The organism is Cellulomonas timonensis (genome assembly GCF_900046455.1).
Lineage (GTDB): Bacteria > Actinomycetota > Actinomycetes > Actinomycetales > Cellulomonadaceae > Cellulomonas_A > Cellulomonas_A timonensis.
In genome coordinates this window covers 363,729-376,881 of the sequence record NZ_FCOT01000012.1, presented here as the reverse complement: position 1 = coordinate 376,881, position 13,153 = coordinate 363,729, and the positions used below count along the sequence as shown (strand labels likewise).

The following is a 13,153-nucleotide window of genomic DNA, read 5'->3' as shown; positions in this document are numbered from 1 at the left end:
CGCCGCATCCCTCAATTGCGGCCCCGCACTGTCGATCAGTGAGTCGACGTCGGTGGACCGCCCTCGACGGGGTACGGGTGGAGGCGCTTCGTGGAGGACATGGACGACATCGTTCGCGAGTTCCTCGTGGAGAGCCACGAGAACCTGGACCAGCTCGACCAGGACCTGGTCGCGCTCGAGGGCTCGCCCGGGTCGCGCGACCTGCTCAGCAGCGTCTTCCGCACGGTCCACACGATCAAGGGCACCAGCGGCTTCCTCGCGTTCAGCCAGCTCGAGCGGGTGACGCATGCGGGGGAGAACCTGCTCGTCGAGCTGCGCGACGGACACCGCGCGATGGACGGGCCCACCACTGACCTGCTGCTGCGCCTCGTGGACACCGTGCGCGCGATCCTCGCGGCCATCGACCGCGACGGCACCGAGGGCGCTGTCGCGGTGGACGACGTGATCGCGGCGATCGGCGAACTGCAGCACGGCGGGGCCACTGCCACTGCCACTGCCACTGCCACTGCCACGACGCCTGAGCCTGCCGAGACTGTGGAGCCCGCCGCGCCTGTGGAGCCCGCCGCGCCTGTGGAGCCCGTCGAGGCCGTCGAGCCCGCCGCAGCCGACCCCGTCGTCGGGGTGCCGCAGCCACGTCGCATCGGCGAGCCTGCCGCCCCCGGCCCCGCGCCCGCCGCCACCGAGGACCCCACCTCGTCGCGTGGCGTCGCCGACGCGTCGATCCGCGTCGACGTCGACCTGTTGGACGCCCTGATGCGCCAGGTCGGCGAGCTGGTGCTCGCGCGCAATCAGATCACCCGGCTCGCGGCGGGTGGCGAGGACGCCGAGCTGACGCGCACCGCGCAGCGCCTCCACCTGATCGCCGGGGAGCTGCAGGAGGGGGTCATGAAGACCCGCATGCAGCCCATCGAGCATGTGTGGTCCAAGATGCCGCGCATCGTCCGGGACCTGGCGGCGCACTGCGACCGCGAGGTGCAGCTCGAGATGACGGGTGGCGACACCGAGCTCGACCGCAGTCTGCTCGAGGCAGTCAAGGACCCGCTGACGCATCTGGTGCGCAACGCCGTCGACCACGGCATCGAGTCGCCCGCTGAGCGGGTCGCCGCCGGCAAGCGGCCCAAGGGGCTGCTCTCCATGCGGGCGTACCACGCGGGCGGGCAGGTGGTCGTGGAGATCGCCGACGACGGGCGTGGCATCGACCCGGAGAAGATCGCGGCCAAGGCGCTCGAGCGCGGTCTGCGGACCGCGGAGCAACTCGCGGTGATGAGCCAGGGCGAGATCATCAACTTGGTGTTCCACGCCGGGTTCTCCACCGCCGAGTCGGTCACGAACGTCTCCGGCCGCGGTGTGGGCATGGATGTGGTCCGCACGAAGATCGAGGCCATCGGCGGCGCTGTCGACGTCGACTCGACGGTCGGGCGGGGCACGGTGTGGCGGCTGGGCATCCCGCTGACGCTCGCGATCATGCCGGCGCTGACGGTCGAGTGCGCCGGGGACCTGTACGCGGTGCCGCAGGTCAACCTGCTGGAGCTCGTCGCGCTCGACACGCAGCGCTCGCGCGCGGGCATCGAGTACGTGCACTCGGCGCCCGTCTACCGGCTGCGCGGCGAGCTGCTGCCGCTGGTCTCGCTCGCAGGAGTGCTGCAGGTCGGGTCGGGCCCCGAGGCGGGAGCCGAGCAGGCCGGGGTCATCGCCGTGGTGCAGGCCGACCAGCAGCGGTTCGGGCTGCTGGTGGACCGGGTGCTCAACACCGAGGAGATCGTGGTCAAGCCGCTGGCGGCGCGGCTCAAGTCCATCGGCGTGTACGCGGGGGCCACGGTGCTCGGCGATGGCCGTGTGGCGCTCATCCTGGATGTGCAGTCGATCGCCCGCCGCGCGCTGGCCAGCGAGGGCGAGCTGGCCCGTGCCACCCGCGAGTTCGACGTGGAGCTGGAGGTTGCCGCCACCGAGCAGGTGCTGGTGGTCGGCATCGGGCGCGGCCGTCGTGTCGCGATGCCGCTGGCGTCCGTCGCCCGGCTCGAGCTGGTGCCGGCCGATCAGGTCGAGCTGGTCGGCGGCCGGGAGGTCATCCAGTACCGCGGCACGATCCTGCCGCTCGCCCGGCTCGACCGGGTGCTGCGGGCGCACGGCGCCGCGGGCGCGCAGGATCCCGCCGAGCTGCTCCTGGTCGTCTACACGCTCGCGGAGCGCAGCGTCGGGCTCGTGGTGGACGAGATCGTCGACATCGTCGACGACGACGCCGGGCAGCACTCCGACATCGTCGACACCGGCCTGCTGGGCTCGACGGTGCTCGGCGACCGGGTCACCGAGCTCCTCGACGTGCGCGGCGCCGTCCTGGCCGCTGATCCGTCCTTCTACGACGCCGATGCCAGCCACCACCTCGTGGGAGCCATCCGATGAGCCAGTTCGTGACCTTCACGCTCGGCGGGGGCTTGTACGGAGTCGCCGTGACGCGCGTGCAGGAGGCGTTGCGCGCCCACACCCGCACCCGTGTCCCGCTCGCCCCGGTGGGGGTGGCCGGGCTGGTGAACCTGCGCGGGCAGGTGGTGCTGACCGTCGACCTGCGGGCCCGTCTGGGGCTGGGGCCGCTGGCCGAGGGCGCCGAGCCGATGATGGTCGTCGTGCAGGTGGACGGCGAGCCGGTGAGCCTGCTCGTCGACGAGATCGGCGATGTGGTGGACGTCGGCCCCGAGGCCTTCGAGCCACCGCCGGACACCCTCGACGCCCGTATGCGCTCGGTGATCCTGGGCGCCTACAAGCTCGACGCCGAGCTGCTCCTGGTCCTGGACGTCGACTCCGCGGCAGCGGCCTGACCGCATTTCCCACGAAGGAGCCCGATGATGAGCACCTCTGCGACCTCGCCCGACACGCCCCAGGCGTCACGACGGGGCATGCGGTCGTGGTTCGTCGACCGGTCGGTGCGCACCAAGATCCTCAGCTGCATCCTGCTGCTGGGCGCGGCCGCCGCCGGGACGGGTGTGTTCGCCTTCGTCTCCCTCGGCAAGGTCGCGGACCGGTCCGCGGAGCTCGCGACGGTGCAGCGGGAGGTCGTCGCGCGGGTGGCGCAGGTGGCGGAGGGCGAGGTCCGCGCCCAGCTCCTGGTCGCGCAGATCGCGGCAGCCGACGTGTCGCTGGCGGCCAGCCTGAAGGGCGAGCAGGACAAGAACGACGCGGCGATGAACGCCGCGATGAAGGGCTTCGAGGCCAAGGGCGGCGCCAACTACGACGTGTGGCAGGTGTTCAGGGACGACTACGCGACGTGGCTGGGGGTGCGTGACACCGAGCTGGTCCCCGCCGGCCTGGCGAACGACCTCGCGAAGTACAACATGCTGCTCGAGACCCGGAGCCAGGCGCTGACGATGGCCTTCGAGGCGTCGCTCGCCGACCTGCAGATGGACATCACCTGGTACTTCGACGACGTCGCCGCGCAGGGGCAGGCCGAGGCGCGGACCGCGAAGGTGATCCTGGTGGTGAGCCTGGCTGTCGGGCTCGCGCTGTCGATCGTGCTGGGGACACTCACCGCGGGCTGGATCCGGCGCTCCGCGGCGAGCGTGCAGGCCTCCCTCGAGGCGATGGCGGACGGCGACTTCACCGTCCGCAGCCCGGTGTCCTCGCGCGACGAGATCGGGAGGATGGCCAGCGCGCTGCGCGTGGCCCAGGACTCCGTGCGGGGCGCCCTGACCGAGGTCGCCAGGACCGCCCAGGCGGTCGCCGCGGCCACCGAGGAGCTGTCGGCCGCGACGGTGCAGGTGGCCGCCGGGTCCCAGGAGACCTCCGAGCGGGCGGGCGTCGTCGCGGCGGCGTCCGCGCAGGTGAGCCGCAACGTGCAGGCGGTCGCCGCTGGCTCGGAGCAGATGGGGGCCTCGATCCGGGAGATCGCCCAGAACGCCAACGAGGCGGCGAAGGTGGCGTCGGCCGCCACGGGCGTCGCCGAGTCGACGAACGACCAGGTCGCGAAGCTGGGCACCTCGAGCCAGCAGATCGGCAACGTGGTCAAGGTCATCACCTCGATCGCGGAGCAGACCAACCTGCTGGCGCTGAACGCCACGATCGAGGCGGCCCGGGCCGGCGCCGCGGGCAAGGGGTTCGCCGTGGTGGCGGGCGAGGTGAAGGAGCTGGCCTCCGAGACCGCGCGGGCCACCGAGGACATCGCCCGCCGGGTCGAGGCCATCCAGGTCGACACCTCGACGGCCGTCGGAGCGATCGCCGAGATCGCCCAGGTCATCGCGACCATCAACGACTTCCAGCTCACCATCGCGTCGGCGGTGGAGGAGCAGACGGCCACCACCAACGAGATGTCGCGCGGGGTCGGCGAGGCCGCGGCCGGCTCGGAGGAGATCAGCGCGACCATCTCGGGCGTGGCCTCTGCCGCGGAGTCGAACGCCGTGGTGGTCGGCCAGATGCGCGCGGCGGTGGAGGAGCTCGCGCGGATGTCCGCCGATCTGCACGCCCGCGTGGAGACGTTCACGTACTAGGGCGCCGGGTGTTTTTCACCTCCTGACGCCGGGGTTTCCACCCTTCCCGAGCCTCACTCATCCCTCGCGGCCGCCGATGGGCCCCGTACGAAGGATCTCCCACGAAGGAGCGGGGCATGCGTGTCATGAGGGTCGCCTGGCTCACGGCACTATCGGTGCGGACGAAGATCCTCAGCGCCATCCTGCTGCTCGCGGTGGTGGCCCTGGCCGCCGGCGCCTACGCGGCCGTCGCGATGCGCTCGATCGCAGCGGACACGCAGGAGCTCGCGCGCTTGCAGGAGGAGATGGTCTTCACGCGCAGCGAGGTCGAGCAGGGGCAGCTCGCCGCGCGGGTCATCGCCGCGGAGATCGCCGCCTTTGACAACGAGCGGATGACCGACGCCTGGCTGGCGAAGCAGGTCGAGAACGACGCGGCGTTGAGCGAGGCCATCGTTGAGTACGAGCAGGCCTTCGACAGCGGCGAGGCGTGGGAGACGTTCAAGACGACCTACGCCAAGTGGGTCAAGCTGCGCGACGGGGTGCTCATCCCCACCGCGCTCAAGGACGACCGCGTCTACTACTCGACGCTCGTGGAGGACTCCAGCCAGCCGCTGGTGGACACGTACACCGCGGCGCTCGGACGGGTCGCGGACGAGACCAACGCCTACTTCTACGAGGTCGCCGAGAGCGCCGACGCGAAGGCGCAGCGCGCCGTGGTGATCCTCATCGCGAGTCTGTCGGCGGCACTGGTGCTCGTCGTGGCGCTCGGGCTGGTCATCGCCCGATCCATCCGCCGGTCGGTGCAGGAGGTGCACCACGCGCTCGAGGCGATGGCCGAGGGCGACTTCACCGTGACCGCCACGCAACGCTCCGAGGACGAGCTGGGGCGCATGGCCAAGGCGCTGACGCAGGCGCAAACCTCGGTGCGCGCGACGCTGGAGGGCGTCAGCGCCACCGCGGGCGAGGTGTCCGGCGCGGCGCACGACCTGGCCGGGGCCGCGGGGCGGGTGCGCGCGGGCTCGCATGACACGTCCGCACAGGCCGGCGTCGTGGCTGCTGCGGCGGAGCAGGTCAGCCGCAACGTGCAGGCCGTCGCGGCCGGGGCCGAGCAGCTCGGCGACTCGATCCGGGAGATCGCGCAGAACGCGAACGAGGCCGCGAAGATCGCGTCGGAGGGCGTCGCGCAGGCCCGGGCCGCCGCGGCCACCGTGGACGCCCTCGGGGCCAGCTCCGCCGAGATCGGCGCCGTGGTCACGTCGATCACGGCGATCGCGCGGCAGACGAACCTGCTGGCCCTCAACGCGACCATCGAGGCCGCCCGGGCCGGCGCCGCCGGCAAGGGGTTCGCCGTGGTGGCGGGCGAGGTCAAGGACCTGGCGCTGGAGTCGGCGCGCGCGGCGGACGACATCGCGGGCCGGGCGCGGGCCAACCAGGAGCACACCGCGTCGGCGGTGGCCGCGATCGAGGAGATCTCCCAGGTGATCGCCCGGATCAGCGGCTACCAGATCACCATCGCCTCGGCGGTGGAGGAGCAGACCGCCACGACCGGCGAGATGTCGCGCGGCGTCACGGAGGCCGCGGCGGGCACGGGGGAGATCGCCGAGCGCATCACGGCCGTCGCGGGGGAGGCGGCGCAGACCTCGGGCGTGGTCGCGCGGATGGAGGGCTCGGTCGAGGTCCTGGCGACGAACTCGGCGGACCTTCGGGCGCGGGTGGCCGCCTTCACCTACTGACATCAGACGGCGTGCGCGGGTAGGCGTGCGCCGGATCACTGTGGCGCACCGCTCAGGATCTGTCCGCGCCAGCCGATCAGCACGACATGCGCCTGCTCCGGGCGCCAGGCAGGAGCTCACATGACCCGCATCCGGGTGCTGGTGGTCGACGACTCGGTCGTCATCCGCCGCCTCGTGGCCGAGGCGTTGTCCACCGACGCGTCGGTCGAGGTCGTGGGCAGCGCCTCCAACGGCCGTCTCGCCCTGGCCAAGGCCGCCCAGCTCGCGCCGGACATCATCACCATGGACGTCGAGATGCCGGAGATGAACGGCATCGAGGCGGTGCGCGAGCTGCGCCGCGCGGGCCATCGGATGCCCATCGTCATGTTCTCCACGTTGACGGAGAAGGGCGCCTCGGCGACCCTCGACGCGCTGGTCGCGGGGGCCAGCGACTATGTGACCAAGCCCAGCGGCAGCGGCAGCGTCCAGGAGTCGTTGCAGCGGGTGGCCGGGCAGCTCCTGCCCAAGATCCATGCGCTGGCTGGTCCGTCGATCGAGCAGCGCCGCCGAGCCGAGCCCGCCTCGCCGTCGGCCGCCGGGCCGTCCCCCTCCGCCCGGCACGAGGGCGAGCCCGCCCAGGCCCGCGCCGACCAGTCACGCCATCCGGTGCGCGCGGTGGTGCTGGGCTCCTCGACGGGCGGCCCCGAGGCGTTGTCGCGGTTGCTGGGCGCGCTGTCCAAGCCGCTGCCCGTCCCGGTGCTCGTCGTGCAGCACATGCCACCGGTGTTCACCCGCCAGCTCGCCGCGCGGCTGGACCGGCTCGGGCCCTCCACCGTCGTCGAGTGCCATGGCGATGAGGACGTGCTGCCCGGGCACGTGTACGTGGCCCCCGGCAACCACCACCTCGAGCTGCGCCGCGCGGGCTCCGCCCTGCGCACCACGCTCACCCAGGCGCCGCCGGTGAACTTCTGCCGGCCGTCTGTCGACGTGTTGTTCCGATCCGCCGTGCAGGTGCTGCGGGGCGACCTCCTGGGGGTCGTCCTGACCGGCATGGGCTCCGACGGGCGGACCGGCTGCGAGGACGTGGTGACCGCCGGCGGCACTGTGGTCGTCCAGGACAAGGCGACCAGCGTCGTGTGGGGGATGCCGGGGGTCGTGGCCGCCGCGGGCCTGGCCCACCGGATCGTGCCGCTCGACGAGATGGCGCAGGTGATCGAGTCCACCGTGTCACGGGCCACGGCACGCCCAGCGGGCCTGCGCGGCCTCGCGACATTGCACGGCGAGGCGTCATGACGCTGACCACCGACTCCTTCGAGTTCGTCGCGGACCTCGTCCGGCGTCGCAGCGCCATCCAGCTCGAGGCCGGCAAGGAGTACCTGGTCGAGAGCCGCCTGGCCCCGCTCGCGCGCCGGGCGGGCCTCGGGATCGACGAGTTCGTGCGGGCGGTGCGCGCGGCGCCCTCCGAGCATGAGCGCGACCTGGTGGTGGAGGCGCTCACCACCAACGAGACGTCCTGGTTCCGCGACGGCGCGCCGTTCGTGGCGCTGCACCAGCACATCGTCCCGGCGCTGACCGCCGAGCTCGCCCCGCGGCGGCTGCGGGTGTGGTCGGCGGCGTGCTCCACCGGCCAGGAGCCGTACTCCATCGCGATGACGCTGCAGGACGCGCTGCCGCCGCAGACGGAGGCCGACATCCTGGCCACCGACCTGTCGGAGCAGGTGCTGGCCCGCGCGCGCGCCGGACGCTACTCCCAGCTCGAGGTGGACCGCGGACTGCCCGCGGCGATGCGCGCCCGCCACTTCCAGGCCGACGGCGCCGAGTGGCGCATCAGCGACGAGCTGCGCGCGTCCGTCAGGTTCCTGCGGCACAACCTGCTGGACGCCTCACCCGCCGGGCAGGGGTTCGACCTCGTCTTCTTGCGCAACGTCCTCATCTACTTCGACGTGGCCACCAAGCAGCAGATCCTGGCGCGGATGCACCGGGTCCTGCGGCCAGGCGGGTTCCTGGTGCTGGGCGCGGCGGAGACCACCATCGGCGTCGACGACGACTGGGAGCGCCTGCCCCTCGGCAGGGGCTCGGTGTACCGGCCGCGTGGCGCCGCAAGTGACCCGCCGCCGTGGCCGGCCACAGTCCCGACCCCCTTCGGATCAGGAGCCCCCCGATGAGAGCACTGGTGATCGACGACTCGCGGACGATGCGGCGCATCGTCACCCGCATCTTGGAGCCGCTCGGGTTCGAGGTGGCGGAGGCAGCCGACGGCCAGCAGGCCCTCGACCTGCTCGTAGGCGGACTCGAGGTCGACCTCGCGTGCGTCGACTGGAACATGCCCGTCATGGACGGCCTCACCTTCGTCACCCAGGTCCGCGCGAACCGCGAGTGGCGGGGGATCACGCTGATGATGGTGACCACCGAGAGCGAGCAGGGCCAGATCGTGCGTGCGCTCGCGGCGGGCGCCCACGAGTACCTGGTGAAGCCGTTCACGCCGCTGGAGTTCGAGGAGAAGCTCGCGCTGCTCGGCCTGCTCCCGGTGGGAGGCGCCCGATGAGCATCGTGCAGGTCAGCGGAGAGGGCCAGCGCCGCACGTTCGACGGCTCGCAGGTGCAGTCCATCGCGGAGCAGGTGTTCTCGGCGATGATCGACGACGACCCCAGCGCGCTGGTCCTGTGGGCGGGGGTGTTCCCGGCGCTGGACGACCCGTTGGAGGCGTGGGTCGACCTCACCGGGCCGTGGACGGGGCGCGTGGCGTTGACCACCGAGCGCGCCACCGCGCATGACCTGAGCCGCGCGCTGCTGGGCATGTCGCCCGACGAGCCGGTGGACGACGGCGACGTCGTCGACGCGTTCGGCGAGGTGGCGAACGTCGTCGGGGGGAATGTGAAGACCCTGTTGACCGAGGTGGGGCGCCTCGGGCTCCCGCAGGTGGCGCCCAGCGCCCCGCCGATGGCGGGCAACGTGCTGCATGAGCTGCGCATGGCGTGGCGCGGCCGGCCGCTCAACATCGTGGTCACCGCCGCCGAGTAGGCGGCCCTCGACAGAGTGTTGACAGGACAGAGTTCCGACAGCCAGGAGATCCGGTGCGTGACAGCGCACCCCAAGGGAGAGGAACACCATGCTGCGAGTCCTCGTCGCAGACGACAGCCGCGTGATGCGGCAGATCGTGATCCGCACGCTGCGCCAGGCGGGCTACGACTGGTCTGTCACTGAGGCGGCTGACGGCGCCGAGGCGTTGGCGGCGGTCCGGGCCGATGAGCCAGACCTCGTGCTCTCGGACTGGAACATGCCAGAGATGACGGGCATCGAGCTGCTGCGCGAGCTGCGCGCTGCCGGGTTCTCCACGCCGTTCGGCTTCGTGACGTCGGAGGGGTCCCCGGAGATGCGCCAGTCGGCCGAGCAGGCCGGGGCGCTGTTCCTCATTGCGAAGCCGTTCACCGCGGAGTCCTTCCGCGACGTGATCGAGCCGGTGCTCGCATGAGCGACCTGACGCCACTGCCCGCCGCCAAGGAGGTCCGCGACCTCATCGCCGAGCTCCTCGGCCGTGACGTGCAGGTGCTGACGGGCGGCGGGATGGTGGACCCGGCGGACGAGTTCGGCGCCCTCGTCGGGGTGTACGTCGATCGTCGCCTGCAGCTCAGCGCGCTCGTGATCATGGATCTCGACCTCGCGGCGCGGTGCGGGGCGGCCATTGCGCTGATCCCGTCATCGGGCGCCGAGCGCGCGATCGGCGCGGGCGCGCTGCCGGACAACCTGCTGGACAACGCGAGCGAGATCCTCAACGTGCTCGCCTCGCTGTTCAACGGTGAGGGGCTTCCGCACCTGAAGCTCGACACGGTCTACGCGCCGGGCGAGTCGCTGCCGAGCGACGTGTCGCAGTGGGTGCTGACGTACGTGCGGCGCCTCGACCTGGACGTGGACGTGAAGGGGTACGGGCCGGGGCGGTTCTCGATGCTGGTGCTGGGCGGCTGACCCGACGCGTGTGATGAGAGCTTTCACATGCGCCGCTCGGCCATCCGTGGGTCACGATCGGATAACGTGCCGCAGATGAACTCGACGGGTGCGGACGCCACGGCTGGGGACGCGACGCCGCGCCGCCGCGACCTCCGCGCGTGGCGGGACCGTCGGGCCAAGCGCGTGCGCAGGCTCCGCCGGGTGGTCGGGGTCGCCGGCGTCCTGGTGCTCGGCGCGGCGGTGGCCGTCGCGGCCCCGGCACTGCGTGACGAGTCGGGCTCGGTGACGCTGGCGGGCTTCCCGGACCGGGTCACGGCGCTCGTCGAGCGGGCCCCCGGAGTCTCGCGCAGCGGGTCCCGTGACGCGACGCCGCGGGTCAGCGCCGCGAACGCGTCGGGTGATCCGACGACGGCCGACACTGCGCCCGCCGACCCGGCGCAGACGGCGTCAGCCGCGCCGACCGATGCCGCCGCGCCGCCGCCCGCCGCCGCAGCGCCGCCCTCCGACACCGCGCAGGCCGCCGAGCCTCCGGCGCCCGGCGCCGAGGCCCCCGCCGACCCAGCGGGGGAGTTCGCCGCGAGCCTCGTCGCCCAGACCAACGAGCAGCGCGCCGCAGGTGGTCTCGCGGTGCTGGCGACGTCGGAGTGCGCAACGTCACAAGCGATGCAGCGCGCGTCGCTCCTCGTCGCGGAGGGGCGGTTCGAGCACGATCCGCTGGGCCCGATCCTGTCCGCATGCGGTGGCCGCACCGCCGGGGAGAACCTCGCGCTGGGATACCGGACGCCGGCGGACATGACCGCGGGATGGATGGGATCGCCGGGCCACCGCGAGAACATCATGCGCGCGTCCTACACGTCGATCGGCATCGGCTGCGTCGACGGCCCGCGCGGCATGCTGTGCGCCCAGGTCTTCCTCGGCTGAGGCCTTATCGCACAGCCTCCACGCGCGCGCAAGCGGTGGAGTGTTCAGGCGATGGACGCACGCACGATCTCCTCAGTTCGATCTGCGACTATTCGCGCCATGGCGACAACCTCCCCCGATGTCGTGAAGGCGTCACCCCCGCAGGGCGCCCTCGACCGCTTCTTCAAGATCACCGAGCGTGGCTCCACCATTGGCACCGAGATTCGCGGCGGCCTGGTCACGTTCTTCACGATGAGCTACATCATCGTCCTCAACCCGATCATCCTCGGACTCGTCCAGGACGGCACCGGCCAGTACCTGGGTGGGGGCGACGAGCCTAATCTGGCGATGATCGCCGCGGCCACGGCGCTGGTCGCCGGCGTGCTCACCATCCTCATGGGCGTGGTCGCGAACTTCCCGCTCGCCCTCGCCGCAGGCCTGGGCCTGAACGCCGTCGTGGCGTTCTCCATCGCCATGCTCCCGGACATGACGTGGGCCGACGCGATGGGCATCGTGGTGCTCGAGGGCCTCATCATCCTCGTGCTCGTGCTCACCGGATTCCGTGAGGCCGTCTTCAAGGCCGTGCCCGCACCGCTGAAGACCGCCATCAGCGTCGGCATCGGCCTGTTCATCGCGTTCCTCGGCCTCATCAACGCGGGCTTCGTCCGCTCCGCGGAGTCGACCCCGCTGGAGCTCGGCATCGGCGGCTCGCTGAGTGGCTGGCCCGTCTTCGTCTTCGTCGTCGGCCTGGTCATCGCCATCGTGCTGATGGTGCGCAAGGTCAAGGGCGCGATCCTCATCGCGATCCTCAGCTCCACGGTGCTGGCCGTGATCGTCGAGGCGATCGCGAAGGTCGGCCCGCAGAACGCCGACGGCTCCAACCCCTCCGGCTGGGAGCTCAACGCCCCGTCGATCCCCGACACGTTCGTCAGCGTCCCGGACTTCGGCCTGCTCGGGCAGTTCTCGCTGTTCGGCGCCTTCGGCAAGATCGGCATCGTCGCGGTCATCCTGCTGGTCTTCTCGATCCTGCTCGCGGACTTCTTCGACACGATGGGCACCATGGTGGCCGTCGGTGGCGAGGCCGGCCTGCTCGACGAGGACGGCAACCCGCCCAAGACCAAGCAGATCCTGATCGTCGACTCGTTCGCCGCCGTGGCGGGTGGCGCCGCGGGCGTCTCCTCCAACACCAGCTTCGTGGAGTCGAGCGCGGGCGTCGGCGACGGCGCGCGCACCGGCCTGGCCTCGGTCGTGACGGGTATCGCGTTCCTGCTCGCGACGTTCCTGGCCCCGCTGGTCGACATGGTCCCGTCCGAGGCCGCCGCCCCCGCGCTGGTCGTCGTCGGCTTCCTCATGGTCATGCAGGTCACCGGCATCGACTGGAAGAACTACGAGATCGCGATCCCGGCGTTCTTCACGATGATCATGATGCCGTTCACGTACTCGATCACCGCGGGCATCGGCGCGGGCTTCATCGCCTTCGTCATCATCAAGATCGCCGTCGGCAAGATCCGTCAGATCCACCCGCTGATGTGGGTCGCGAGCCTGTTGTTCCTCGCGTACTTCACGCTCACCCCGATCAAGGAAGCCCTCGGCCTCTGATCTGCGTCTCCTGCTCGCGAGCCGGGTCCACCCCTTGGGGGGAGGGGCCCGGCTCGCGGCGTCTGCCGGCCCGCGCGGCGAGGGCGGCGAAGGCCGCGGCGAGCAGGGCGAGGCCCACGGCGGCGCCGCTGGTGTTGAGCACGACGTCCTGGACGGTGGGCACCCGGCTCGGCAGGAAGGCGCGCTGCGCGAGCTCGATGCCGGCGGACGTGGCGCAGGCCGCGCCGATCACCACTGCCCACCGCCTCCGCCAGTCCAGGAGCAGCCCGACAAGCACCCCGAACGGCACGAACATGAGCACGTTCGACACCGCCTCCACACCGTTGTAGGTGATGGGCGCGCCGCGCTCGGCGAGCCAGGCGATGACCGTCCGCACCAGGTCGAACGTCTCGGGCTCGGCGGGCTCGGGGCGCAGCGTCATGCGGGCCACGAGCGCGAGATAGGCGCCCAGGGCGACGAGCAGGGCGGCGCGACGGCGCGATCCGGACATCTGGCCAGCGTAGGGGCGGGTGGGGCCGGGCGGATGGGCCCTGGCAGGTTTCG

At 71.9% G+C, this 13,153-nt stretch carries 13 protein-coding genes; 12 read left to right on the top strand and 1 reads right to left on the bottom strand.

Annotated features, from left to right (window positions below):
* The first annotated feature begins 99 nt into the window (after positions 1-99).
* The 12 genes from BN3788_RS10110 to BN3788_RS10055 all read left to right on the top strand — a co-directional run bounded on the left by BN3788_RS10110 (position 100) and on the right by BN3788_RS10055 (position 12,610).
* Entirely contained in the window at positions 100-2,400 is a 2,301-nt protein-coding gene (locus BN3788_RS10110; RefSeq protein ID WP_234346595.1) for a chemotaxis protein CheA, read from the top strand.
* Positions 2,397-2,813: a chemotaxis protein CheW gene (locus BN3788_RS10105; RefSeq protein WP_066585283.1), complete on the top strand. Its 417-nt coding sequence runs from the start codon at positions 2,397-2,399 to the stop codon at positions 2,811-2,813. The genes BN3788_RS10110 and BN3788_RS10105 overlap by 4 nt, the downstream gene beginning before the upstream one ends.
* A gap of 27 nt (positions 2,814-2,840) precedes the next feature.
* Positions 2,841-4,475: a methyl-accepting chemotaxis protein gene (locus BN3788_RS10100; protein WP_066587018.1), complete on the top strand. Its 1,635-nt coding sequence runs from the start codon at positions 2,841-2,843 to the stop codon at positions 4,473-4,475.
* Between the two features lie 116 nt (positions 4,476-4,591).
* On the top strand, positions 4,592-6,187 hold the full coding sequence (locus tag BN3788_RS10095) for a methyl-accepting chemotaxis protein (protein ID WP_066585281.1): 1,596 nt from the start codon (positions 4,592-4,594) through the stop codon (positions 6,185-6,187).
* A 120-nt stretch (positions 6,188-6,307) separates the two neighbouring features.
* Positions 6,308-7,459, top strand: coding sequence for a protein-glutamate methylesterase/protein-glutamine glutaminase (locus tag BN3788_RS10090; protein ID WP_066585277.1), 1,152 nt, complete (start codon positions 6,308-6,310; stop codon positions 7,457-7,459).
* Entirely contained in the window at positions 7,456-8,331 is an 876-nt protein-coding gene (locus tag BN3788_RS10085) for a CheR family methyltransferase (protein ID WP_082812786.1), read from the top strand. Before BN3788_RS10090 ends, BN3788_RS10085 begins: the two co-directional genes overlap by 4 nt.
* Positions 8,328-8,711, top strand: a complete 384-nt coding sequence (locus tag BN3788_RS10080) for a response regulator (RefSeq protein WP_066585272.1) — start codon at positions 8,328-8,330, stop codon at positions 8,709-8,711. The genes BN3788_RS10085 and BN3788_RS10080 overlap by 4 nt, the downstream gene beginning before the upstream one ends.
* Positions 8,708-9,187, top strand: a complete 480-nt coding sequence (locus tag BN3788_RS10075; protein WP_066585270.1) for a chemotaxis protein CheX — start codon at positions 8,708-8,710, stop codon at positions 9,185-9,187. Before BN3788_RS10080 ends, BN3788_RS10075 begins: the two co-directional genes overlap by 4 nt.
* Positions 9,188-9,275: 88 nt before the next feature.
* The gene (locus BN3788_RS10070) at positions 9,276-9,638 is read left to right on the top strand and encodes a response regulator (RefSeq protein ID WP_199824763.1); all 363 of its coding nucleotides are present in this window, start codon (positions 9,276-9,278) and stop codon (positions 9,636-9,638) included.
* Complete coding sequence (locus BN3788_RS10065) at positions 9,635-10,129, top strand: hypothetical protein (RefSeq protein ID WP_066585261.1); 495 nt, start codon at positions 9,635-9,637, stop codon at positions 10,127-10,129. The genes BN3788_RS10070 and BN3788_RS10065 overlap by 4 nt, the downstream gene beginning before the upstream one ends.
* Positions 10,130-10,204: 75 nt before the next feature.
* Positions 10,205-11,032 carry a CAP domain-containing protein gene (locus BN3788_RS10060; protein ID WP_147525103.1) on the top strand — a complete coding sequence of 276 codons (828 nt, stop codon included), beginning with the start codon at positions 10,205-10,207 and terminating at the stop codon, positions 11,030-11,032.
* A gap of 99 nt (positions 11,033-11,131) precedes the next feature.
* Positions 11,132-12,610, top strand: coding sequence for an NCS2 family permease (locus BN3788_RS10055; RefSeq protein WP_066585256.1), 1,479 nt, complete (start codon positions 11,132-11,134; stop codon positions 12,608-12,610).
* On the opposite strand, the gene BN3788_RS10050 is transcribed toward BN3788_RS10055, so the two are convergent.
* Entirely contained in the window at positions 12,588-13,100 is a 513-nt protein-coding gene (locus BN3788_RS10050) for a VanZ family protein (protein WP_082812785.1), read from the bottom strand. The genes BN3788_RS10055 and BN3788_RS10050 overlap by 23 nt on opposite strands.
* Positions 13,101-13,153: the final 53 nt, after the last annotated feature.

Excerpts from the sequence above, each read along its gene's own strand:
- BN3788_RS10110 (WP_234346595.1), top strand. The coding sequence starts at position 100 with ATGGACGACATCGTTCGCGAGTTCCTCGTGGAGAGCCACGAGAACCTG.
- BN3788_RS10105 (WP_066585283.1), top strand. The coding sequence starts at position 2,397 with ATGAGCCAGTTCGTGACCTTCACGCTCGGCGGGGGCTTGTACGGAGTC.
- BN3788_RS10100 (WP_066587018.1), top strand. The coding sequence starts at position 2,841 with ATGAGCACCTCTGCGACCTCGCCCGACACGCCCCAGGCGTCACGACGG.
- BN3788_RS10095 (WP_066585281.1), top strand. The coding sequence starts at position 4,592 with ATGCGTGTCATGAGGGTCGCCTGGCTCACGGCACTATCGGTGCGGACG.
- BN3788_RS10090 (WP_066585277.1), top strand. The coding sequence starts at position 6,308 with ATGACCCGCATCCGGGTGCTGGTGGTCGACGACTCGGTCGTCATCCGC.
- BN3788_RS10085 (WP_082812786.1), top strand. The coding sequence starts at position 7,456 with ATGACGCTGACCACCGACTCCTTCGAGTTCGTCGCGGACCTCGTCCGG.
- BN3788_RS10080 (WP_066585272.1), top strand. The coding sequence starts at position 8,328 with ATGAGAGCACTGGTGATCGACGACTCGCGGACGATGCGGCGCATCGTC.
- BN3788_RS10075 (WP_066585270.1), top strand. The coding sequence starts at position 8,708 with ATGAGCATCGTGCAGGTCAGCGGAGAGGGCCAGCGCCGCACGTTCGAC.
- BN3788_RS10070 (WP_199824763.1), top strand. The coding sequence starts at position 9,276 with ATGCTGCGAGTCCTCGTCGCAGACGACAGCCGCGTGATGCGGCAGATC.
- BN3788_RS10065 (WP_066585261.1), top strand. The coding sequence starts at position 9,635 with ATGAGCGACCTGACGCCACTGCCCGCCGCCAAGGAGGTCCGCGACCTC.
- BN3788_RS10060 (WP_147525103.1), top strand. The coding sequence starts at position 10,205 with ATGAACTCGACGGGTGCGGACGCCACGGCTGGGGACGCGACGCCGCGC.
- BN3788_RS10055 (WP_066585256.1), top strand. The coding sequence starts at position 11,132 with ATGGCGACAACCTCCCCCGATGTCGTGAAGGCGTCACCCCCGCAGGGC.
- BN3788_RS10050 (WP_082812785.1), bottom strand. The coding sequence starts at position 13,100 with ATGTCCGGATCGCGCCGTCGCGCCGCCCTGCTCGTCGCCCTGGGCGCC.